Origin of the sequence: Halovibrio sp. HP20-59 (genome assembly GCF_033052795.2) — a bacterium.
In the GTDB taxonomy this organism is placed as follows: domain Bacteria; phylum Pseudomonadota; class Gammaproteobacteria; order Pseudomonadales; family Halomonadaceae; genus Vreelandella.
The window spans coordinates 1-23,075 of record NZ_JAWJUW020000009.1; the positions used below are offsets into that span (position 1 = coordinate 1).

Annotated in this window: 22 protein-coding genes; 15 read left to right on the forward strand and 7 right to left on the reverse strand. The window is 49.4% G+C overall.

The genetic code is table 11. The features are described from left to right. Window positions 1–423: 423 nt before the first annotated feature. The 3 genes from pcaF to RZA33_RS11470 are packed head-to-tail and all read right to left on the reverse strand — an operon-like array spanning window position 424 to window position 3,243. The gene (pcaF, locus tag RZA33_RS11460) at window positions 424–1,626 is read right to left on the reverse strand and encodes a 3-oxoadipyl-CoA thiolase (RefSeq protein WP_317507850.1); all 1,203 of its coding nucleotides are present in this window, start codon (window positions 1,624–1,626) and stop codon (window positions 424–426) included. Window positions 1,627–1,636: 10 nt separating this feature from the next. Next, entirely contained in the window at window positions 1,637–2,404 is a 768-nt protein-coding gene (locus tag RZA33_RS11465) for a CoA-transferase subunit beta (protein ID WP_317507988.1), read from the reverse strand. Window positions 2,405–2,409: 5 nt separating this feature from the next. Beyond that, window positions 2,410–3,243: a CoA transferase subunit A gene (locus tag RZA33_RS11470; protein ID WP_317507851.1), complete on the reverse strand. Its 834-nt coding sequence runs from the start codon at window positions 3,241–3,243 to the stop codon at window positions 2,410–2,412. Window positions 3,244–3,589: 346 nt separating this feature from the next. On the opposite strand from RZA33_RS11470, the gene RZA33_RS11475 reads away from it, so the two are divergent. From RZA33_RS11475 to RZA33_RS11510, 8 genes are all read left to right on the forward strand, one after another. Beyond that, a complete protein-coding gene (locus RZA33_RS11475) occupies window positions 3,590–5,107 on the forward strand; it encodes a pyruvate carboxylase subunit B (RefSeq protein ID WP_317507852.1) in 1,518 nt (505 codons plus the stop codon). A gap of 26 nt (window positions 5,108–5,133) precedes the next feature. Then, on the forward strand, window positions 5,134–5,655 hold the full coding sequence (gene accB, locus RZA33_RS11480; RefSeq protein WP_317507853.1) for an acetyl-CoA carboxylase biotin carboxyl carrier protein: 522 nt from the start codon (window positions 5,134–5,136) through the stop codon (window positions 5,653–5,655). Between the two features lie 28 nt (window positions 5,656–5,683). After that, entirely contained in the window at window positions 5,684–7,042 is a 1,359-nt protein-coding gene (accC, locus tag RZA33_RS11485) for an acetyl-CoA carboxylase biotin carboxylase subunit (protein ID WP_317507854.1), read from the forward strand. A gap of 22 nt (window positions 7,043–7,064) precedes the next feature. Then, window positions 7,065–8,069 (forward strand): TRAP transporter substrate-binding protein DctP, encoded by a 1,005-nt coding sequence (gene dctP, locus RZA33_RS11490; RefSeq protein ID WP_317507855.1) that lies wholly within the window; start codon window positions 7,065–7,067, stop codon window positions 8,067–8,069. A gap of 55 nt (window positions 8,070–8,124) precedes the next feature. Further along, complete coding sequence (locus RZA33_RS11495; RefSeq protein ID WP_317507856.1) at window positions 8,125–8,622, forward strand: TRAP transporter small permease; 498 nt, start codon at window positions 8,125–8,127, stop codon at window positions 8,620–8,622. Window position 8,623: 1 nt separating this feature from the next. Beyond that, window positions 8,624–9,934, forward strand: a complete 1,311-nt coding sequence (locus RZA33_RS11500) for a TRAP transporter large permease (protein ID WP_317507857.1) — start codon at window positions 8,624–8,626, stop codon at window positions 9,932–9,934. Window positions 9,935–9,995: 61 nt separating this feature from the next. Next, complete coding sequence (locus tag RZA33_RS11505) at window positions 9,996–10,940, forward strand: alpha/beta fold hydrolase (RefSeq protein WP_317507858.1); 945 nt, start codon at window positions 9,996–9,998, stop codon at window positions 10,938–10,940. Window positions 10,941–10,992: 52 nt separating this feature from the next. Beyond that, entirely contained in the window at window positions 10,993–11,514 is a 522-nt protein-coding gene (locus tag RZA33_RS11510) for a 2,4'-dihydroxyacetophenone dioxygenase family protein (RefSeq protein WP_317507859.1), read from the forward strand. 109 nt (window positions 11,515–11,623) lie between these two features. Here RZA33_RS11510 and aroQ read toward each other — a convergent pair whose 3' ends face one another. Continuing rightward, the gene (gene aroQ, locus RZA33_RS11515) at window positions 11,624–12,073 is read right to left on the reverse strand and encodes a type II 3-dehydroquinate dehydratase (protein ID WP_317507860.1); all 450 of its coding nucleotides are present in this window, start codon (window positions 12,071–12,073) and stop codon (window positions 11,624–11,626) included. Window positions 12,074–12,273: 200 nt separating this feature from the next. Between aroQ and RZA33_RS11520 the strand changes: the two genes are divergently transcribed. Continuing rightward, window positions 12,274–13,044, forward strand: coding sequence for an IclR family transcriptional regulator domain-containing protein (locus tag RZA33_RS11520; protein WP_317507989.1), 771 nt, complete (start codon window positions 12,274–12,276; stop codon window positions 13,042–13,044). On the opposite strand, the gene RZA33_RS11525 is transcribed toward RZA33_RS11520, so the two are convergent. Then, complete coding sequence (locus tag RZA33_RS11525) at window positions 13,041–14,402, reverse strand: VOC family protein (RefSeq protein WP_317507861.1); 1,362 nt, start codon at window positions 14,400–14,402, stop codon at window positions 13,041–13,043. The two genes, RZA33_RS11520 and RZA33_RS11525, sit on opposite strands and share 4 nt — an antisense overlap. Before the next feature lie 195 nt (window positions 14,403–14,597). Between RZA33_RS11525 and RZA33_RS11530 the strand changes: the two genes are divergently transcribed. Together RZA33_RS11530 and RZA33_RS11535 are read left to right on the forward strand one after the other, a co-directional pair. Next, entirely contained in the window at window positions 14,598–15,452 is an 855-nt protein-coding gene (locus RZA33_RS11530) for a DUF72 domain-containing protein (protein WP_317507862.1), read from the forward strand. A gap of 133 nt (window positions 15,453–15,585) precedes the next feature. After that, window positions 15,586–16,929, forward strand: a complete 1,344-nt coding sequence (locus tag RZA33_RS11535) for a sodium-dependent transporter (protein WP_317507863.1) — start codon at window positions 15,586–15,588, stop codon at window positions 16,927–16,929. 90 nt (window positions 16,930–17,019) lie between these two features. Here RZA33_RS11535 and RZA33_RS11540 read toward each other — a convergent pair whose 3' ends face one another. Continuing rightward, a complete protein-coding gene (locus RZA33_RS11540) occupies window positions 17,020–17,235 on the reverse strand; it encodes a PA3496 family putative envelope integrity protein (protein WP_317507864.1) in 216 nt (71 codons plus the stop codon). A gap of 304 nt (window positions 17,236–17,539) precedes the next feature. Here RZA33_RS11540 and hexR point away from each other — a divergent pair, with 304 nt between their 5' ends. The 4 genes from hexR to RZA33_RS11560 all read left to right on the forward strand — a co-directional run bounded on the left by hexR (window position 17,540) and on the right by RZA33_RS11560 (window position 22,420). Further along, window positions 17,540–18,394, forward strand: coding sequence for a transcriptional regulator HexR (gene hexR, locus RZA33_RS11545; RefSeq protein ID WP_317507865.1), 855 nt, complete (start codon window positions 17,540–17,542; stop codon window positions 18,392–18,394). 77 nt (window positions 18,395–18,471) lie between these two features. Continuing rightward, on the forward strand, window positions 18,472–20,670 hold the full coding sequence (gene uvrD, locus RZA33_RS11550; protein WP_317507866.1) for a DNA helicase II: 2,199 nt from the start codon (window positions 18,472–18,474) through the stop codon (window positions 20,668–20,670). Window positions 20,671–20,735: 65 nt separating this feature from the next. Continuing rightward, a complete protein-coding gene (locus RZA33_RS11555; protein ID WP_317507867.1) occupies window positions 20,736–21,215 on the forward strand; it encodes a phosphate-starvation-inducible PsiE family protein in 480 nt (159 codons plus the stop codon). A 110-nt stretch (window positions 21,216–21,325) separates the two neighbouring features. Next, a complete protein-coding gene (locus RZA33_RS11560) occupies window positions 21,326–22,420 on the forward strand; it encodes a TRAP transporter substrate-binding protein (protein ID WP_317507868.1) in 1,095 nt (364 codons plus the stop codon). A gap of 129 nt (window positions 22,421–22,549) precedes the next feature. Here RZA33_RS11560 and RZA33_RS11565 read toward each other — a convergent pair whose 3' ends face one another. Further along, entirely contained in the window at window positions 22,550–22,966 is a 417-nt protein-coding gene (locus RZA33_RS11565; protein ID WP_317507869.1) for an acyl-CoA thioesterase, read from the reverse strand. Window positions 22,967–23,075 lie beyond the last annotated feature (109 nt).

Sequence of the window (23,075 nt, forward strand, 5' to 3'; positions counted from 1 at the left end):
CCAGGGTCTGATCTCGGTACTGGATACGGTAAGATGGCTTAAACGTTCTGCATGAACCGCCGTGGTACGGAACCGTACGTACGGTGGTGTGGGAGGGCGCCGGGGGTGACCCCGGCCCCTACCCGATGCTCAAGGTTTGGCAGGTGGCATTTGCGGTGGCGCAGAGGTAGCTTCAACCGACCGGCGTTTCAGCCTCCGCTGGCTGATCCAACATTGCGGTGCAGTGACCACAGTGGGTCGCTTTGATCGGCACCATAATTAAACAGTAAGGGCACGGCTGCTCCATAGGGATTATCAGTAGGACTTGTCGTCGCTAAGGGATCTCTGCGGCCACTTCCAACGCCGTCCTTGCCTCATGCTTTGCCGAGCAGCCGATAGGCCACGCTGCGGCCATTGATGGTATGAAAGGCCATGCTACCTCCGTTAAACGCGTTCAATCAGCGTGGCAACACCCTGACCCACACCTACGCACATGGTACACAGTGCGTAGCGCTTGCCGCTGTTTTTCAACTCATGGGCGGCGGTCAACAATAGGCGGGCTCCAGACATGCCCAGCGGGTGCCCCAGAGCAATCGCACCGCCGTTCGGGTTGACGCGAGGGTCGTCGTCGGCCAGTCCCAGGTCGCGCATGCAGGCTAACGCCTGGGCGGCGAACGCTTCGTTGAACTCAAACACATCGATCTCATCCATCGAGATCCCCGTGCGCTTGAGTAGTTTCTGCACTGCCGGTACCGGCCCGTAGCCCATAATCCGCGGCTCTACGCCGGCCGTGGCCATGCCGATAATTTTCGCCATCGGTGTCAAGCCATGCTGTTTAACCGCCGCTTCGCTGGCCACCAGCATCGCCGCCGCGCCGTCGTTGACGCCCGACGCATTGCCTGCGGTAACGCTGCCGCCTTCACGGAAGGGCGTAGGCAAACCTGCCAGTTTTTCCAGTGTGGTTTCCCGCAGATGCTCATCCTGGTCAAAGGTCAGCGGCTCCTGCTTGCGGCGCGGGATCTCGATTGCCGAGATCTCCTGGGCAAAGCGCCCCGCTTTTTGAGCGGCAGCGGCTTTCTGCTGGGAGCGCAGGGCAAAAGCGTCCTGATCTTCGCGAGAGATATTGAACTGCTCGGCGACGTTCTCTGCGGTCTCCGGCATGGATTCGACGCCGTAGGCGTTCTTCATCAGCGGGTTGATAAATCGCCAGCCAATGGTGGTGTCCTCAATCTTCTGCCCGCGTGCGAAGGCGCTATCGGCCTTGCCCATCACGTAAGGCGCGCGGGACATGGACTCCACGCCGCCTGCCAGCGCCAGCTCCATCTCACCCGCTTTAATGGCGCGAAACGCAGTCCCGACTGCGTCCATACCCGAGCCGCACAGGCGGTTCATGGTCGTGCCGGGCACTGAGGTAGGAATGCCCGCCAGCAGCGACGACATGCGCGCCACATTACGGTTATCTTCCCCGGCCTGATTGGCGCAGCCCATAAAGACTTCTTCAATGGCAGCAGGGTCAAGATCCGGCGCCTCCGCCAGCACGGCTTTAAAAATCGTTGCAGCAAAATCATCCGGACGCACGCTGGCCAGGGTACCGCCAAAGCGCCCAACGGCCGTGCGGCGAGGATGACAAAGATAGACATCACTCATAACAGACTCCTTATTCGCCAGCGTGGGCACGCTCGGTGCGCGCTTTGAGCTCACGTAAAATCGTCAACTCGTTTTCGCTGGGCTCTGGCGTGCTTTCGAGCTGTTCGGCAAAGCGAATCTCCCAGCCGGTCGCCTCAATCACGTCTTCGCGGCTGACACCTGGATGCAGTGACACCACCACCAGCTCTTTGCTGTCCGGGTCGGGCTTCATCACGCACAGGTCGGTAATCACGCGAGTGGGGCCTTTACCGATATTGGGAACATTGTCCCGACCTTTGCCGTCGCGGCCAAAGCCTAGCGTGGTGACAAAGTCGACATCTTTCACAAAGGCGCGCTTGGAGTGCTTCAGGGTGATAAACACTTCGCCGGCGTTGGTGGCGATTTCCGGCGCACCGCCGCCGCCCGGCAGGCGCACTTTAGGCGCTTTGTAATCGCCGATCAGCGTGGTATTCAGGTTAGCAAAACGGTCGATTTGCGCAGTGCCTAAAAAGCCCACATCCACTTTGCCGCCCTGGAGCCAGTAGCGGAACATCTCCGGCACCGCCACGGTAGTGAGCGCCGATTCGCACAGCTCACCATCGCCAATAGATAACGGCAGAATATCGGGTTTGGTCTGCAGCGTGCCGGACTCGTAAATCAGCACCACATCGGGGGCGTGGGTCAGCCGTGCCAGATTGGCGGCTTCCGAGGGCAGCCCGATACCCACAAAGCAGGTCATGCCATTTTCCAGCGCCCGCGCAGCGGTCACCGACATCATTTCAGAAGAGGTATATTCCAGACTCATTAGATGCTCTCCCCTGCATGATTTTGAACAGCGTTAAAGACGTTGTCGTCGAGCCACTGGGTGAAGGTGTCGCGATCGCGAGCGATGGCATCCCACTCTTTATAGAAGCTGTTGCTGCGGCCGTAATAGCCGTGAGTGTACGAAGGCAGAGCGCCCTTCTCGGCCACCGCAATGGCGCTGATGGCCCAGCCGGGAATTACGCAGGCATTGGGGTGGGCATTGAGGTCATCGACAATTTCCTCCACCGTCACGATACTGTGCTTGGCCGCCAGTACCGCCTCTTTCTGTACACCAACGATACCTTCCACCAGCACGTTACCCTGACGATCCGCCCGCTGGGCGTGGATGATCGAGACGTCCGGGCGCACCGAGGGCACGGCGGCCAGGCGCTCCCCGCTAAACGGGCACTCGATGAATTTGATTTGGTCGTTCACGCTGGGAAGCTCGCTGCCGATGTAGCCGCGAAAAACCGCCAGCGGTAGACCGGCGGCGCCCGCCTCAAAAGCGCAGGCCATGGCGGCGTGGCTGTGCTCAAGAATATCGACCTTATGCGGCCAGCCTTTCTCAACCGCATCGCGTAGGCGGTGCAGCGAGCCCACGCCGGGATTACCGCCCCAGGAGAAGATCACTTTTTGGGCGCAGCCCGCACCAATCAGTTGGTCGTAGACGATATCTGGGGTCATGCGAATTAGCGTCAGATCGCGCTTTTTCTGGCGGATCACTTCGTGACCCGCTGCAAACGGGATCAGATGGGTAAAGCCTTCCATGGCAACAGTGGCGCCGTCTTGAACGTAGCGCGCTACTGCGTCATGCAAGCTAAGAAACTCGGCCATGATGGGTGCCTCAACAAAATTTATAATTTGTTCGCAATACGAATATTGATTCAATGTACGAACAATAAAGTATGGAAAGAATGAACACCAGTCAATCCAAAACTGCGGTAAATTGAGGCTTTGCAAGCTAATCAATGTTCTTAAAAACCAATACTGATGTATTTTTATTATACTTTGGTATGAAGATTGACGGGTAAAACTCTTTTAAAACAAAGCTTTAAAAATTAGTTCGCAATGCGAACTCTAATTCTCTTGACGAACTGCACCTCTAAACACATTCTCGTATTCATTAAAGGGCTTTGCGAAGGCCTACAAAAGCTTTTATGTACTGTAAGGAGTTACTCTAATGTCTAATAAAGAAAATAAGAGCATTGCTTCAATTTTTGGTGAAGGAGGGCGACCAAAAAATAGTCAACGCGAAATTAAGATTATTGATACGACTTTTCGTGATGCACATCAGAGCCTATGGGCGACGCGAATGCGTACTGAACATATGATGGGTATTGCAAATTCAATGAATAGTGCTGGTTTTCATCACATAGATATGATGGCACCTATTCAGTTTGATGTGTCTGTGCGCTATTTAAAAGAAGATCCTTGGGAGCGTGTAAGAGAATTACACAAAGCAGCTCCCGAAACTAAGTTTCGTGCATTAATTCGTTCAAAAAATATCGCTTCATTCGACTTCCTTCCTGATGATGTAATTGATGGGTGGGTCGATCAGTTATACAACAATGGTTTCCGAGTTATTGGCGCATTTGATGGTTTAAATGATGTTTCCAACATAGTAGGTTGCTTAAAACGAGCCAAAGCATTAGGTGCATATACTTTTGGCGCTCTTTCTTTCTGTGAAAGCCCTGTACATACAGATGAACTTTTCGTAAAAACTGCTGTTGAATTGATTGAGCAAGCTGATGTAGATGCAATTATGCTTAAAGATGCAGGAGGATTACTTACCCCAGAGCGCATTCGCACTTTAGTTCCCGCTATAAAAAAAGTAATTGGGGATCGTCCTCTTGAACTTCATAGCCATTGTCTGACTTCATTATGCCCATTAGTATATTTAGAAGCTGTCGAGTTAGGCTGCGATCTTTTACATACCTCTATTGCACCTTTAGCCAACGGTGCTGGACAGCCAGCAACCCAAACCATCGTCAAGTCATTACGAGAGCTCGGGTATGTAGTAAATGTTGACGATGCAAAAATTGAAGAAGTTAGCAACTATTTTAAAAATATTTGTGAAGTAGAAGGAAAGCCAGAAGGTAAGCCCGCTGAATATAACCCATTACATTATAAACACCAACTGCCCGGGGGAATGCTGTCGAATTTTCATGCTCAGCTAGAAACAGCTGGCCTGGGTAATCGGTATGAAGAGCTCCTAGAAGAAATTGCCCTAGTTAGAAAAGAGCTCGCATGGCCTATTATGATTACTCCATTTGCTCAATTTGTTGGAACTCAAGCAGTAATGAACGTTATTTCTGGTGAGCGCTACGGGACGGTACCTAACGAAATTAAAAAGTACGTTTTGGGTTACTATGGCCGTCTATTAGGTCCTGTTGATACAGAAGTGTATAAAAAAATACTCGAAAATGGTTCCTCAGAAATAAGTGAGGAACCTACCACTCCTGAACCAATGATGAAAGACCTCGCTCAACAACATCCGAACGCTACAAAAGATGAGCTTTTGTTACGAGCAATGTTTGCAGGCAATCAAGTTGATGGGATGAAAGAAGCTATTGCCAACGGCGAATCTGGAGATGACTACAGTGGAGAGTTAGTCTCTTTTATCAAAGACCTCGCTAGCGGTAATGAAAAGCAAATCAAACTATCAACTGAAAACTTAAAAATTTCAATTTCACGCTAACCCTAACAAATACAGGAGAAGTAATAATGAAAGATTTTGATATCAGCTTGAATGACTTAAAACAACTTACTAAGTGGGTAAAAGAAAGTAGCGACATACGTGAGCTATCTTTATCTTATAATGGCCTTGAGCTTTTTATTAGTCGTAATGAAAACACGCAACGTACAGCACCTAATCAAGCTTCTTCAACGCCTGCAACGGTTGAATCAGCTGCCATTAATGATGTTAAAACTGAATTAAACAAACCAGCCAGCGTTGCAACTGAAAGCAAATCATCAAAGACACCTGACATATCAGTCGGCGAGGACGAGCATTTAATCACTGCTCCGATGGTTGGTACTTTCTACATGTCGCCAAAGCCTGGTGCACCTGCATTTGTTGAGGTTGGCCAACAAGTTGAGCCAAAATCCGTTGTATGCATTATCGAGGTTATGAAATTGATGAATAACCTCGAAGCTAAAGTTAATGGGCGTGTAAAAGAAATCTATGTGGAAGACCAACAGCCCGTAGAGTATGGGCAACCCATTATGCTTATTGAGAAAGAATGAGGTTCTTCTCGATCAAACGGGAGTTTTCATGTTAAATAAAATTAAAAGCGTAATGATTGCTAACCGGGGCGAAATATCGCTCCGCATTATTCGAGCTTGTCAAGAGTTGGGGGTGAAAAGCGTAGCTATCTACTCTGAAGCTGACAAAGATACATTACCTGTTAAGTTGGCTGATTCAGCTGTGTGTATTGGCCCTGCTCCCGCTCAAGCGAGCTACCAAAATCAAGAAGCTATCATTAGCGCGGCTTTGGCTTTTGGTGTAGATGCTATTCATCCAGGTTATGGGTTTCTTTCAGAAAAGGCAGACTTTGCAAAGAAGTGTGAAGATAATGGGATAATTTTTATCGGCCCTTCTGCTGACATCATCAGCAAGATGGGGGATAAAATTGAAGCTAGGAAAATAGCCGACTCAGCTTCAGTACCTACAATACCCGGCTCAGATGGGGTTGTTACTGAGTTCCAAAAAGCACTAGAAATAGCAGAAAACATTGGTTTCCCTCTTTTGATCAAAGCATCCGCGGGTGGCGGCGGCAGGGGCATGAGGGTTGTAGAGTCTAGAGATACCTTAGAACAAGACCTGAATGAGATTATGTCTGAGGCAGAAGTAGCATTTGGCGATTCATCTGTTTATATCGAGAAATATCTTACAGACATTCGCCACATAGAAGTGCAACTTCTTGCTGACGGTAATAATTGTATTCATCTTGGTGAGCGCGATTGCACTGCTCAACGACGCAATCAGAAGCTAGTTGAAGAGGCCCCTTCTCCTGCATTAAGCTCCACCCAGCGTAATGACTTGTGTCAATCAGCTGTACGTCTAGCTAAAAAAGTTAAGTATAAAAGTGCTGGAACAGTTGAATATGTTTACGACAATATTGATAAAAAATTTTATTTTATCGAAATGAACACTCGTGTTCAGGTTGAACACCCTGTATCTGAAATGATTACTGGCATCGATATTATAAAAGAACAAATTAAGATAGCAGATAATCAAGTTTTAAGCATTAAGCAGGAACACATAGTGCTCTCTGGCCATGCTATTGAGTGCCGACTCAATGCGGAAGATCCAGAAAATGGATTTTCTCCTTGCCCAGGCACAATCAGCTATTATCGTGCGCCTGGTGGTTTTGGCATTCGTATGGATAGCCATTTAGAAAGTGGCTATAAAATTCCACCATATTACGACTCGATGATCGGTAAGCTAATTTGTTGGGGAGCAGATCGTGACGAAGCCATCATTAGAATGACACGTGCGTTATCTGAAATGAAAGTTGAAGGCATTAAAACGACAGCTAAGTTTCACAGTAAATTGATTAACAGCGAACAGTTTAAATCTGGGAATTTTAACACTGTTTTTGTGGCCAGTTTACTTGAAAAGAAGCACTAACATAAAAACAAGGAGCATTACAATGAAATCACTAAAGAAAAGTATTAAGAGTTGCGCTATAGCTTTAGCAGTTGCAGGTACAGCTGGTACCGGTTTTTCTTCCGAGTTGGAAGCCCAAGAGCTTAATATGCTTGCTGGCTACCCTTCTAATTTTGCATGGTATAGAGAAATTGGCCCTCAATTTATCGACATGGTGCATGAAATGTCAGCCGGTGATATACAGATTAATGTGCAGGGTCCTGATGTAGTGCCAGCTTTTGAGCAATTACAGCCTGTTCAAGTAGGTGCATTTGACCTGCTTTTCACACACCCAGCATATCATTCTGGTACTACTGCGATAGGCCTCTCTCTTGATGCTATTGACGTTGATCCTATCAAGCGGCGTGAAGAAGGCCTGATCGATTATATTGATGAACATTACCAAGAACGCGGCCTAAAGCTGATTTCTGCACCATCCACAGGTACAAAAGGTTTTCGATTTTATCTCCGTGATCCTATTAACGGTGAACCAGGCTTAGATGGTCGACGTATCCGTGGAACAGTTTCTTATCAATCTATGATTGAAGAACTTGGTGGTGCTCAAGTGAATATGCCTGTAACTGATATTTATACAGCATTACAACGGGGTGTAATTGATGGTGCCGCCTGGGGTTTAACAGGTGCAAGCGATCTTCAATGGCATGAAATTATTGACTACATGACTGATCCAGAATTTGGTCAGGTTGGTGTAATGATTTATATGAACCTTGATCGCTGGAACGCGCTAGACAACGAAGCTCAGAAAGTACTTACCGAAGCAGGTAAACAGATTGAGATTGATTCTGTAGCTCACTTTGATGCCTTACAGGAGCAGGAGACTGCTTTCCTCAAGGAAAATGGCATGGAAATTACTTCATTCAGCCAGTCAGAGGCTGATGATCATGAGCGGCTTTGGGCAGAAGGTGTATGGAAAGTAGCTGAAGAGCAAAGTGGTGATGATGCTCGCCGATTACGAGAAATGGCAAAATCAGCTGGCATGACCTATTAGTAGCTGTCGTCATTTGGCTGGGGTATATACCCCAGCCATTCAAAGGTTTGCAAATATGTTTACAAAAATTATTGATGCTATAACAAGGGCCTTTTTTTTCTTAGCTTCGGTAGCTTTAGGGCTGATTGTTGTTATTTTCTCCATTGAAATTATAATGCGTTACTTTTTTGCAGCCCCTACTTCATGGGCTACTGATACGGTAACCTTTCTTTTCTGTGCATCATTAATGTTAGCTCTGCCTGAAGTCACAAGAACAGACGGAAATATCGCTGTATCTATCATTTTAGATTTTTCTGCACCAAGCGTTGCTAACAAGATTAAATTAGTTATCTATGCAGTATCTTTGTTAATAGTTTCTTACGTGACTTACATTACAGGTATGGAGTTTTTACGTTTATATGAAACCGGAATTAACACATTAGGCTCATTCCGTATCTCCAAATGGATAGTATTTGGTTTCATACCTCTTGGTTTTGGTTTATCTGTACTGCAATTGATGATCTTATTCAAAAAACAATTATTCGAAATTTCTTCAAATAGAAAAGGAGCTTAAAATGGAATGGTATTGGATACTTATATTTTCTTTTCTATTTTTACTCAGTTTGATGGCAACAGGAATGCCTGTTTTTATAGCCTTTTTGATTGCGAATGTGACTGGAGTATTAGTAACTTTAGGGGAAAGAGGTTTTGGCATGTTTAGTAATAGCATGTACGAAACTTTAACGTCAGAAAGTTTTATTACTATACCTTTATTTGTTCTTATGGGTGAGATTTTATTTAGATCTGGATCAGTAGACGTTTTATCGTCGGCACTTGATAAGTGGATTGGTAAGGTTAATGGACGTATGTACTATTTAGTTATCGCCTTATCAACTATTTTTGGAGCACTTTCGGGTGCTGCCGCAGCAGTCGCTGCAATGCTAGGACGCTCTATTTTACCTCAAATGCAAAAGCTTGGATATGATACTAACTTAACAAACTTTACGATCCTTGGCGGCGCGTCTCTTGCCCCCATTATTCCTCCTAGCTTACTTGTCATCGTAATCGGCTCATTAGTTCGTGATACTTCAATCGCAGGGTTACTTATAGCAGGTATTATTCCTGGCCTTCTTATATCAATAATTCTTTTCCTGTATATTTATATTCGTGTTTCAAGGAATCCTGAGCTTTCTCCAGATAATCATGAAAATGTAAAAATTTATCCTATGCAAGAGAAGCTAATCGAAATAATTAAAGTTTCGCCTTTTTTCATCGTTATTTTTTCTGTTATGGGTCTTATTTTACTTGGTGTTGCTACGCCCTCAGAAGCAGCAGCGACTGGTGTTCTAGGGGCTATAATTACTGCAGCAATCTATAAATCATTCCACCTAAAAATGCTATGGGAAAGCTTGCAATCATCAACCAAAATAAGTTTAATGATTGTTATAATTGTTGCTAGCTCTAAGCTATTCGGCCAACTGTTATCTTTTATGGGTGCTACTTCAGGTCTGATTGGCTTTGTGAGCACATTAGAACTTAGTGATTGGATGATGTTTTTTGTATTAATGTTAATACCTTTCGTGTTATGTATGTTTATTGATCAATTCGCTTTTATATTATTGGCAATACCCCTGTATGCGCCTGTTGTAAGTGCATATGATTTTGATCCTATTTGGTTCTGGACTATTTTCTTAATTAACTTAACTGTAGGTAGTTTAACTCCACCTTTCGGTTATACACTTTTTGCTCTAAAAGGCTCTGCAGACAATGTTTTGATATCTGATGTATACAGAAGCGCTTGGCCAGTTGTTTTACTTTTCATGTCTTCGATTTTGCTTTTCTATTTTTTCCCACAAATTATAACTTTTTTACCTAATGTTCTTTAAAATACGATAACGCTGTCATCAGTATGACTACAATTTTAACTACCTTGAATAAAGGCTTTTTATGATCGAAGAGTTTGTCTATGACTTTAGCGTTAGTGAGTCACAAAGCTTATGTGTCAAAGAATTTTTTTGTAAAACTTCATTTGACAAGAAAAAACATCCCATATTACTTATTCATGGAGCAACTATTGCTTCTGAACTTTGGGTCAACGACTGTAGAAAGCTATCATGGTGCCATAGATTAGCTGGCTTAGGGTACCATGTTTTCACTTGTGACTTACTTGGGTTTAGGGCATCTAGTAGAAATATCAATTTATTAAAAATATCAGACACTCGTGCTGATAAAGCTGCTAAACATATTTTAAAACTATTAGATCATATACTTTACACTACCTCACAGGATAAGGTAGATGTTATTGCTTGCTCTTGGGGAACAGTAGTTTTAACTAATGTTTTATCAGAAAACAATCACAACATTAGTAAAGCTGTTTTTTATGCTCCTATTAGCTATGATATAGATGCAGGCAATTATTGGAAGCCAAAGTATAATGCTATACCTATAAACAACGATGGTGAAAAATCGGGACATATTTTTGTCGACACAAATAGCTTTACCTCTAGATGGAATGAAGAGATTCCTGTTGACGACAAAACTGACTGGCGTAATCAAAGAGTTTTAATTTCGATCATTAAAAACACAATGTTAAACTCTGTAAAGCAAAATTCATCATTTCTTATTCCTTCTGGCCCACTGGCAGATTTATTTGATATTTTTTCTAACCAACTTATCCATCAGCCTGAAAGAATAAAAATACCTTCATTGGTTATTAGAGCGGATCATGATCAGACATCAACTGAAAAATCATCGTTAGAATTTTATCATTCGATCCATAGTTTTGAAAAAAATTATATCAAAATAAAAAACGGCACACATTTTGCTATTTTGGAAAAAAACATGGAAAAAATTTTTTTCGAAACCACGTCATTCCTTGAAAAGGAGTTTTAAACTTAAAAAATTAATACCCATATGGCTATTAAACTATTGATTAGGTAAAAAAATGAACGATGAAGATGCTATCCCTTATCAGCTTTCCCAACCTAGTTATATGAGTTCTGACCTTATTCTTCCTAATGTTCTCAATGAATGGGTGAAGGATGACAATTTATGGGTGCCTACTACAACCTCTGTTTCTTTTAAACCTTTATTGCTCCATGCTAGCAGTGGTTACTATATTAATTTATTAAGAGTTAGGAAGAGTGGGGTTCTCTCTCGCCATCGACACTCTGGAGATGTACATGCTCTTGTACTTAAAGGTAGGTGGTATTATCTTGAACATGAGTGGGTAGCAGAGGAAGGTTCTTTTGCCTATGAACCTCCCGGAGAAACGCATACCCTTTTTGTTCCTACTGATGTTAAAGAAATGATCACCTGGTTCAGTGTCAAAGGCGGCTATACCTATGTCGACAAAATGGGGAAAGCAATTGGTTATGAGGATGTTTTTACAAAAATTGAAGCTGCAAGCTCCCATTATAAAAAAATTGGCTTAGATGACGATTTTTTGAAAAAAATAATTAGATGATGACTAGCATATTGGATACCCCTACTATAAGCCACTGAAAAATTCTCTGTGGCTTATTGTTCTAACTATCGGACATAGATAAAATATAAAAGAACATTAATTTTTCTTTTTATTCATAAGCACCGGCATTGATAACTGCATTTAGTGCTATCTGATACCCTTGTGTTCCAAATCCAGCAATGATGCCATCTGCACGCAAAGATACATAAGAATGATGTCGAAAGCCTTCACGCTTATACACGTTCGAGATATGTACTTCTATGACCTTTCCTTCAAACGCATTAAGTGCATCTAAGATAGCAACTGACGTATGAGTATATGCGGCAGGATTAATTATAATCGCAAAGGAACCATCTAATCGTGCTGCATGAATCGCCTCTATCAACTCACCTTCATGATTGCTTTGAAAGCAACTAATATCCAAGCCCACCATCAATGCTGTTTCATGTAAAGAAGTATTGATATTGTCTAACGTCTCATATCCATAAACGTCTGGCTGTCGTACCCCTAAAAGATTCAAGTTTGGCCCATGAAGCACCGTTACTTTATGTTGATTCATTTCAAAGTTTCCTCATGCAGTGTAAGGTCACAATTTTTTAAGAATGCTTATAATAGCGTGTTGCTGTCTCATCGTCATACATTCATCAAACCTTATAAAACGCCCAATTGTTCGCCATTCGAACAATATGCTATATTTATGCTCAAATTTACGTCTATTTCGACGAGTGGACCCTTGTGGAAGAACAACTCCAAGATGAAATGTTAACCCCCGACGACCGCGACTTTGTGACTGCGCTAGCGAGTGGCCTGGAGGTTATTTTAGCGTTTGACGAGAACCATCCTCGTATGACGCTTAGCGAAGTGGCCTCGCGAACCGGCATGAACCGCGCCAAAGCGCGACGTTTTTTGCTGACATTGCACGCGTTAGGCTACGTACGCAAACAGCAGCGCTACTTTGAGTTAGCCCCACGCGTGCTGCAATTGGGTTACTCGTTTTTGTCCGCCAACAATTACCGCAGCGCTATTCAACAGTATCTAGAAGAGATCACCAACGAATGCGGGGAGTCTTCCTCCCTAGGTGTCCTTGATGGCGATGACGTCATTTATATCGCGCGTTCAGCAGCGCGTCACCGTTTAATGGCGATCACCTTGTCGATTGGCACCCGTTTACCTGCCGCTTATACTTCCATGGGCCGCGTATTACTCGCCCAATTACCAGAAGCCGAATTGGACGCTTTCCTAGAGCGGCTAACGTTGCAACGCTATACCGATAAAACCTTTGCAACAAAAGGTGAGCTTAAAAAGTGTATCGATAACGCGCGCCAGCAAAGCTATGCCGTTGCCGACCAGGAGCTCGACTCCGGCTTGCGCTCACTGGCAGTGCCAGCCTTTGATGCAAACGGCAAACTGCTGGGCGCTATCAATATTAGTACCAACGCGGCACGTATCGATCTAGACACGCTACTCAAACAGTACCTGCCCCTGCTCCAGTCAAAAGCGCGTCTTATCCGCACCACCATTAGCTGCTAACCCCCCAACAGTGCCAGCGCCTGTTCAAGCGATGCCTGCTGGCGCTGGGCATACAGCTCAACTTCGTCGACCACAGCCGTTCCCAGGGCCTGTTCAAACTGCTGTTGGCTTGCGCTGCTAGCGTACTGATCGTGGCTGCTCCCGCCCAGGTTGGATTGAAAAATACCGGCTGCGCTGACGGGCAAGAAATCTTCATAAATCATCGGCGTCACTCTGAGAGCGCCCTGCTCGATCAGTTTATCCACCTGCTCATGGGAAACACGCCCTTGCACGGGTGCCCCTTGCACCGCCTGATAGTAGAAAAACGCTAACCCATCGCGCCGCAGCGTGGCGTAATCATCGGGGAAGGCATTAAACACTTCTGCTAAATGCGCTTGATGAGCGTCATTATCCACGGCCTTTGGTGCGTTTTCCCGGGCAGCCGCGAGCAGGCGGTCATAAAGCGCGCGCCCCTTATGTGTTAGGGCGATACCGCGCTGTTCGATTTCGCCAAAGCGAGCGGTGTGCTTGCCCTCGGCTGCTTCAGCAAAAGTGATCGTCTCCTCCAGCGCTTTAAAGCTGGTCTGGCGCAGCAGTATCGGGCAATTCCGGCGCGGCGGGCCTTCAATGATGGCTTTGGGGTCAATGCCGACACTTGGCATACGACGCTGTACTTCATCAATATCCAGCGTTCTCGGCGTTAGGTGGTTAATGTGCGGGCCTCGGAAGCAGACCACATCGGCGATTAAGCGGTGCTCGTTATGCAAACGCTCATAGGTAGCCAACTCCACCGTGGCGTTGTCGTGCCAGCGGAACGTTTCCAATGCTTCCTGCACAAACTGTTTGGCATCGTCGGCACTTAGGCCGCCCTGCTGCTCAAAACGCTCAATAAGCGTTTTCACCTGGGCCGTAAAGATATCGCGGGCACTCAAAATTTCACTCGCCTGCTCTCTTAGTTCAGCTTTTTCGATCAGTTCAAGACGCAGTAACGAGGTAAAGACGCGGAAGGGATTACGCTTGAGTGCCCTGTCCGCTACGGGCCGAAACGCCGTGGAGTGAACCGGCACGCCCGCCGCAGCCAGGTCGTAATAGCCCACCGGCTCCATCCCCATGACCGCAAACATGCGCCGCAGCATGGCGAGCTCGGCTGGGCTGCCGACACGGATAGCGCCGTGGCGCTCGACGTTGATACGGGCTAACTCATCGCTATTTTGCAGTTCACTATTTAGCCCAGGGTTAGCGGCTAGCACCTCCTGGTTAACCGCCTCAACCAGCGACAGCAAAGTGCCGTATTGCGGCACCTCCTGCCGGTACATCGCCGACATCGCCTTGGAAAACTGGTCACGAATATCGTCGCTGCCAACGTAAGCTGAGCACATAGCGCAATCCTGATGTTTAATGAACGTGATTGCATAGTAGCGCTATTAGCGCCTGATGAATTTCATATTTTCATCGCCTTGCTACACATAAAAGCCATGCATAAACACCTTGCCAAAGCCGCTCTCACGCTTAGCGGACAGGCACCTTAGGCTGTTACATTAGTGGTTAATCTTATTCACATAGGCATGGCATCCATGACGCTTCCGCTTTACTTAGGTTTGCCCATGTGGGCCAATCAGGATTGGCTCGGCAGCCTTTACCCACGCCATGCCAAAACCGAGCTATTAAGCGATTACGCGGCGGTGTTTTCCAGCGTTGAGGGCAACACCACATTTTATAGCGGCACCCCCAAACCAGAAACGGTGGCCGCCTGGGCTCGCCAAGCGCCCTCGCATTTTCGTTTTTGTTTTAAATTACCCGCCGGTGTGACCCACGAACAACGGCTGACGCGGTTAGAGGATGCCTGGGCATTTTTAGCAGCGCTAGAACCGCTGCACGACCGCCTTGGGCCAACCATGGTGCAGTTGCCGCGAGATTTCGGCCCCCAAGAGCTTCCCCAGCTTGAAGCGCTGCTCGCCGCTTGGCCTGCCCATTTGCCTTGCGCAGTCGAGGTTCGTCACCCTGAGTTTTTCCACAAAGGGGCAGCCGAAACCGCTCTTAACCGCCTGTTGATAACTTATTCGGCCAACCGCGTGATGCTTGACGTGCGCCCGGTCTTCTCAACCTTGGCCGATGGCCATGCCGGGCTGGCCAACGCCCAGCAAGAAAAGCCCAAACTCCCATTACACGTACTTTCCACGGCAAATTTTCCGGTGATTCGCTTTATTGGCCATATTGACAAAACGATTAATAGCCGTTATTTCGACGCTTGGAAATTGCGCTTAAAGCTGTGGATAAATCAGGGGAAAACCCCTTTCTTATTTGTGCATACTGCGGATAACCGCGAGTCTCCCCACATGGCCCGATTACTCTATAACGCCTTGAGTGAAGTCACCCCGTTAACACCTCTTAACCCCTTCGCCGAAGAGAAGCAGCGCCTGCTATTTTAGCCGCCTTTTTGGAGAGCTAACTGGCATGCGCGGCGTTGATCATATAAATTGCGCTAGCTTTCGGAAAAGAACGCTAGTAATGGAGTGATTTTCCGAAAACTAGACTGACAATAATCGACTCAGTGGGGAATATATGGCAAAACTTGCACATGCGCAGTGGTCATCACGGATGACCTTTGTGCTGGCCGCCGCGGGTTCAGCGGTTGGCCTGGGAAATATTTGGCGCTTTTCTTATATGGTGGGCGATAGCGGCGGTGCGGCGTTCGTTCTTGTTTATTTAGCGTGTGTGGCGCTGGTGGGCTTACCCATTTTGGTCGCAGAGTGGATGATTGGCCGTCGCGGTCAGAAAAATCCAATCAATACCATGGCCGAGCTGGCCGCGAATCACGGTAAATCACCTGCTTGGGCATTAGTGGGCATTAGCGGTGTCTTAGCGGCCTTTTTAATACTCTCGTTTTACAGCGTTATTGGCGGCTGGTCGCTTAATTACACGCTAAGCTCGGTGATTGGTACCTTTAGCGGCCAAGATGCGGACGGTATTAACGCCTTATTTGGCAATATGCTGGGCAGCCCAATCACGCTGCTGTTGTGGCACACGGCCTTTATGGTGCTTGTGGTGGGCATTGTGGCTCGCGGCGTCACCAAAGGGTTAGAAAGCGCGGCGCGCCTAATGATGCCGGCGCTTATCGTGCTGATGTTAGTGTTGGTCGGCTATGGTGTCGCAAGCGGTTACTTCGGCGAAGCGTTAGCCTTTATGTTTCGTCCGGATTGGAGCGCGCTAACGGGCGGTGTGGTGCTGGCGGCAATGGGCCAAGCATTTTTCACCCTGTCGTTGGGCATGGGCATCATGATGGCCTACGGCTCCTACCTCGGTGAAGACGTTGACCTGATCAGCACCGCTCGTACCGTTATTATTTTAGACACCGTCATTGCATTGCTGGCGGGCTTGGCGATCTTCCCCATCGTGTTTGCTAACGGCTTAAGCCCAGGCGAAGGCCCAGGATTAATCTTTGTCACCCTGCCGCTGGCGTTCGGCAACATGGCCGGCGGTGCAATTCTGGCGCTGATGTTCTTCCTGCTGCTCACCTTTGCGGCGCTAACCTCGGCGATTTCACTGCTTGAACCGGTCGTGGAAACGCTCGAAGAACGCTCCCCGATGAGCCGTCTGGTGGCTACGCTGGTAAGCGGGATCGCCGTATGGTTATTAGGCGTGGCGGCGTTGCTGTCGTTCAATGTGTGGTCCGACGTGCTGTTCTTCGGTCTGAACATTTTCGACTTGTTAGACACCTTTACTAGCAAAATCCTGCTGCCGCTGACCGGCTTAGGCGCGATTGTGTTTGTAGCTTGGTGTTTGAAGCGCGAAACAGTGGAAGCCGAACTTGGGCTTTCAGCAACAGGCGTGAGCGTATGGAACATCATCGCACGCTATGTAGCGCCCGCTGGTGTTATCGCCGTCTTCGTGACAGGACTTATCTAAGCCAAGCTTACGCTAAAGCTAAGCTGTCATTGCCCTGCTAATCGGCAGGGCAATGTAATTTGCGTTTTTAGAACGAGTGCCCTTCTCGAACTAGTGCACTTCGCTCTCTTGCCGATTTTCATCGGGCAAGGGGGCGATGTCCCGCGATAACTTCTGAAACTCCCGATGAAGCTCAATACCCCGGCGCGCCCTTAAACTACGCTGGGCAGCGCTACGTTGGCGTTGCTCATGCTCATCGACTTGCAGGCTCATAAAAATATCGAGCAGTTCGCTCTTAACCGAGGTAATTCGTTCGACGTTTCTCATAATCGACGTTCCTCTAGGTGAATATGCCTTCGTCCACCTGCATCCGTGACGACTGATATGATGCAGTGCGGCACTTCAATTATTACTATAACCTACTTGACAAAATGATGACTAATCGAAAAAAGAACTGAATACCCGATAAATGCTAACCGCCTCGTGGGCTTTCCTTACCCATTTGCCCGATCAGTCAGGCATACTGTGGCCAATGTTGTAACAACCCCCATGCTACAAACACAGCGCAGCGGTTATTGGTTGGCGTCGATGACGGATAACCAAGAGTGTGCTGGAAGCCAAGGAGCTGAACGTGAGTCGCGCCCTGTTCGATGAAATGAGACGCCGCATGGAGCACTTTCGTCGCTCCGAGCAAAAAGTGGCGCGGTTTGTACTGCGCAACCCCGAAGAGGTCATCCACATGCGCATTGTGGATCTGGCCACCGAAGCCAAGGTCAGCGAACCTACCGTGGTACGTTTTTGCCGCGCGCTGGGCTGTAACGGCTTCCAAGACTTCAAGCTGCAGCTGGCACAAATGCTGGCCAGCGGTAGCCAGTTCGCGCAATTTTCCATGAACGACAGCGACTCGGTCGCTGAGTTTTCCCACAGCATCTTTGACTCGACCGTGGGCACGTTGCTGTCGGTCCGCGACCGGCTGGATAACGAGGCCCTGGGCCGTGCGGTTAACGCCTTGGCGGTCGCCAACCGAGTAGAGTTCTACGGCTTTGGCGCCTCCGGTGCGGTGGCCTTTGATGCCCAGCACAAGTTTTTCCGGCTGCAAATCTCCACCTCCGCCTATGCCGACCCGCATATGCAGAATATGTCAGCGGTGACACTCAACGAAGGCGATGTGGTGGTGGCGATTTCGCAAACCGGCCGCACCAAAGCGCTGGTCGCCAGCGTGCGCCTGGCACGTGAGGCGGGCGCGACGGTGATTGGCTTGTGCCCTAGCGGTTCACCGCTGGCCGATGAGGTAAGCCTGCCGCTGTATATTGATGTCCACGAAGACACCGAAATCTACACGCCGCTTAGCTCGCGCATTGCCCATCTGGTGTTGATCGACGTACTTGCCGTCGGTGTGGCCAAAACCCGCGGGCCAAAACTCGCCGAACAGCTGAAAGCGGTTAAAAAGAGCCTCAATACGCTGCGCTTTCCTGAAGAGCCCTAATCGTTAACCTGTATACACAGCCAGTTGGCTGGCTGTGCTAGACTAGCCGCCTATTTTTTGATCCGGCAGCGGCTACTATGGACGACGTCACGGCGATTCTCGATCAGCTAAACCCCGCTCAGCGCGAAGCAGTGAGCGCCCCTCAAGGCAACCTGTTGGTGCTCGCAGGGGCAGGCTCAGGCAAAACCCGCGTGCTGGTCCATCGCATCGCCTGGCTGATGCAGGCCGAAGGGCTGTCTCCCTACGCCCTGCTGGCGGTCACCTTTACCAACAAAGCCGCCAAAGAAATGCGCACGCGCCTTGAGACGCTGCTCAGCCTCTCGCTACGCCATGTCTGGGTAGGCACCTTTCACTCCATCGCCCACCGCCTGCTGCGCACCCACTGGCAAGACGCCAAGCTGCCGCAGCACTTCCAGATCATCGATTCTGACGATCAGCTACGCCTGGTCAAACGGCTGCTGAAAGATTACTCCATCGATGACGAACGTTACCCACCCCGCCAAGTGCAGCACTTTATCTCCGGCTGCAAAGAGGAGGGCCTGCGCCCGCATCAGGTCAACGTCGATGGCGATGCCTACCTGGGCCAGATGGTTGAGCTCTACGAGCGCTACCAACTAACATGCGAGCGCGGCGGACTGGTCGATTTCGGCGAGCTGCTGTTGCGCAGCCTGGAACTCCTACGCGACAACCCCGCACTGCTTAACCACTACCAGGAGCGCTTTGGTCACGTCTTGGTCGATGAGTTTCAAGATACCAATACTCTGCAATACGCCTGGCTAAAACTGCTCACCGGCATGAAGACACCGATGACCGCGGTGGGCGATGACGACCAATCGATCTACGGCTGGCGCGGCGCCAAAGTGGAGAATATCAGCCGCTTTGAGCAAGAGTTCCCAAACACCCACACTGTGCGGCTTGAACAAAACTATCGCTCCACCAGCGCGATCCTGGAAGCTGCTAATACGCTGATCAGCCACAACAGCGAGCGGATGGGTAAAAACCTGTGGACCGACGGCATCGAAGGCGAGCCGATCTCAATCTATGCCGGGTTTAACGACCTGGAAGAAGCCCGCTATATCGTCGATACGATCAAAGAGAAAGTCGACGAAGGCTTTAACCGCCAAGATATTGCGATTCTTTACCGCTCAAACGCCCAGTCTCGCTTGATGGAAGAGACGCTGATTCGCCAAGGCATGCCCTACCGTATTTACGGCGGGCACCGCTTTTACGAGCGCTTAGAGATCAAAAATGCGTTGGCCTACCTGCGCCTACTGCTCAACCGCGACGATGACGCCTCGCTTGAGCGGGTGATCAATGTACCCACCCGAGGTATCGGCACGCGCACGGTGGAGATTGTCCGCCTGCGCGCCCGTGAACAAGGCATTCAGCTGTGGCAGGCACTCCACGATGCGATTAACGACGGCACCTTGAAAGGCCGCGCGGCTAACGCGGTGCAAGCCTTCGCCAACCTGATTGAGCAGTTGGACAATGATTGCTCGGGCATGGCGCTGCACGAAATCATCGACCACGTGACGATCCACACCGGCCTAATTGAGCATCATAAAAGCGAGCGCGGCGAGAAAGGCCAGGCGCGGGTAGAAAACCTGGAAGAGCTGGTCAACGCTGCCCGCGCCTTCACCCAAGGCGATGTTTTCGAAGCCCCCGAAGCGGGCGAGGGCATGGCAGCGTTGGAAGCGTTTCTCTCCGAGGCGGCGCTTAACGCTGGCGACCACGAAGCCGAAGAGTTTGAGGACAGCGTCCAGCTAATGACGCTGCACTCGGCCAAAGGCCTGGAGTTCCCCGTGGTGTTTATTGCCGGTGTTGAAGAAGGTTTGTTTCCGCATAAGATGTCCCTTGAAGAACCGGGTAGGCTCGAAGAGGAACGTCGACTCTGTTACGTTGGCGTCACTCGCGCCATGCAGAAACTCTACCTGACGCACGCCGAAACCCGCCGCCTCCACGGCAAAGAGGTGTTCCCACGCCCGTCGCGCTTTCTCCGCGAGCTACCGCCGCACCTGCTCGAAGAGGTTCGCCTACGTGGGCATATTTCCCGCCCGGTTACGGCAGGGCGCACCTCCTTTGCTCAGCAAAGTGTCGAGAGCGACGGCGACCTGCCCACGTTGCACGTCGGCCAGGGGGTTGAGCACCCGGTATTTGGCGAAGGCATTATTCTTAACGCCGAAGGCGAAGGCGCACGTGCGCGGGTACAGGTCAGCTTTGAAGGCGAAGGCGTCAAATGGCTGGTACTCGGTTTTGCCAAGCTAACGCCGCTTTAACCTTTGATGCTTTAAGCCCTAAGCTTTAAGCCCTAACGCTCTAAGCCCTGAACAGGTAAATCCTCATGAAGCAACGCTTGAAACGCCTCTTTCCAGAAGTGTGTCACGGCTGGGATACGCTGAGCGGCTACCAGCGTTTCGAGCGCTTGGTATCGCTGGTGCTAACGCTGGCGATTGGCGGCGCGGTATTGGTGGCCATGTATTACCTGGTGATCCATGTCGTGCAGCTGCTGTTTATTCAAAGCCGCGACCCCTTCGATTATCGCGTTTTTCAGGCGGTTTTCGACATGATTCTCACCGTGTTGATCGCCATGGAGTTCAATAATTCTATCGTGCGCACCATGACCAGCGGTAAGGGCTTTATTCACGTCGAAATTGTGGTATTGATTGCGATTATGGCGCTGGTGCGTAAGTTTATGGTCTTGGAGGTCGACGCCGTCGATCCCTGGAAAATTGCCGCTCTGGCGGCGGCTGTTCTCGCGTTAGGCCTGTGCTACTGGCTAGTTCGTCACGGTAACAGCATTCAGGCATCTAAAGACGACTGAGTGGCGCTTGCTAGCCAAATCGGCTTTAACGCATACTGCACTAGCCAAACATGGTGCCGTCAGGTGCCCTCACATAAAAAAATTGTTTAATCCCCGGAGTTTTGCCCGCCATGCAACGTCGTCACTTTCTCAAAACCGTCGGCTATAGTGCCGCCGGTGTCGCTGCTGCCCCTTTTGTCACCCCTTCAAGCGCACGCGCACAAGACACTTATACCTGGGACATGGTGACGTCTTGGCCAAAAAACTTTCCCGCCTTGGGCACCGGGGCAAACGACTTTGCCCGCCGGGTCGAGCAGCTTTCCAACGGCCGCATGACAATACGCGTTCACGGCGCGGGGGAGTTGGTGCCCGCCCTGGAAGTCTTCGATGCGGTGGCTGCCGGCACCGCTGAAATGGGCCACTCAGCGTCTTACTATTGGCGCGGAAAAGTGGCGGCCTCGCAGTTTTTTACGGCCGTGCCGTACGGCATGACCACCACTGAAATGAACGCCTGGTTGTACCATGGGGGCGGTCAGGAACTGTGGGACGAGATCTACACCAATCACAACCTGAAACCCTTTGCCGTCGGCAATACCGGCCCTCAGATGGCTGGCTGGTTCAAGAAAGAGATTAACTCGCTCGACGATATGCAAGGTTTGAAGCTGCGCCTGCCAGGCTTGGCCGGGGAAGCCATGAACGGCATTGGTGTCAGCACCGTTAACATGCCGGGTTCGGAAATCTTTACCTCATTACAAACCGGGGCACTGGATGCCGCTGACTGGGTAGGCCCGTATAACGACATGGCTTTTGGTTTGCACCAAGTGGCGGACTACTACTACACGTCGGTGTGGAACGAGCCCTCTGCCGTGCTCGAAGGCACGATTAACCTGGACGCCTGGAACGCGCTGCCGGAAGACCTTCAAGATGTCATCCGCGAAGCCGCACGGGCGTCGAACCTCGCGATGAGCAGCGAATTCGCCTATCGCAACGCTCAAGCACTGGATACGCTGGTCGATGAACACGGCGTACAGCTGCGCACTTTCCCGGAAGAAGTGATGGCAGCGCTTTACACTTCCTCGCAGGACGCTATTCAGCGCCAGGTAGAAAACGACGAGGAGTCCCGTCGGGTGTACGAGTCATACGCCGCCTTCCAAAAACTGCTACGGCCGTTTAGCGATGTCGGTGAATACGCCTACTTGAAGAGCCGCGACAATGTGGCGGGTTAATTGAACATTCCGGCGCTAACGCTGCAGAGCGGCGGCTAGCATGGCACAAGGGCGCGTAAGGCGCCCTTGTGATTGAGGAATGACTAGGTGATGTAGTGGCTAGAGTAAGGTGTGGCCCGGCGTCGTCAATTACTCGCCATGCACCGCGCGAATACGCCCATTGTCGTCCAGCGCAACCATCACAAAACGCGCTTCGGTGACTTTTTGGCGCTCTTCTAAGCGCTGAACATGGGGCGCGCGCACCCACACTTCTACGTCTATTTTGATAGAGCTATGTCCGATCTCCTGAACCTGGGTATACACGCTGACCATGGAACCGATGCGCACCGGGCTTAAAAAGTCCATGGCTTCAATTGCCACGGTCGCCGTACGGCCGCCCGCTTCACGCCCAGCAGCCAATTCGGCCGCCTGATCCATTTGATTCACTAGCCAGCCGCCGGATATATCACCGTAAAGATTGGTATCTTGGCGTGATGCCAGTAATTTTAAGGTGAGCTGCCCCTGAGGGGCGGGTACGTCGTCCAAATCGGTTTCCAGAAGAGTCATGGTTTCGTCGCTTAGTCAGTTTATTGTTGTAAACGTTGCACAAAGAAAATTGTCGGTGGCTGTTGCTGCGCCGCAACACGTTGGCATGGATTAGTTAACCATAAGAGGA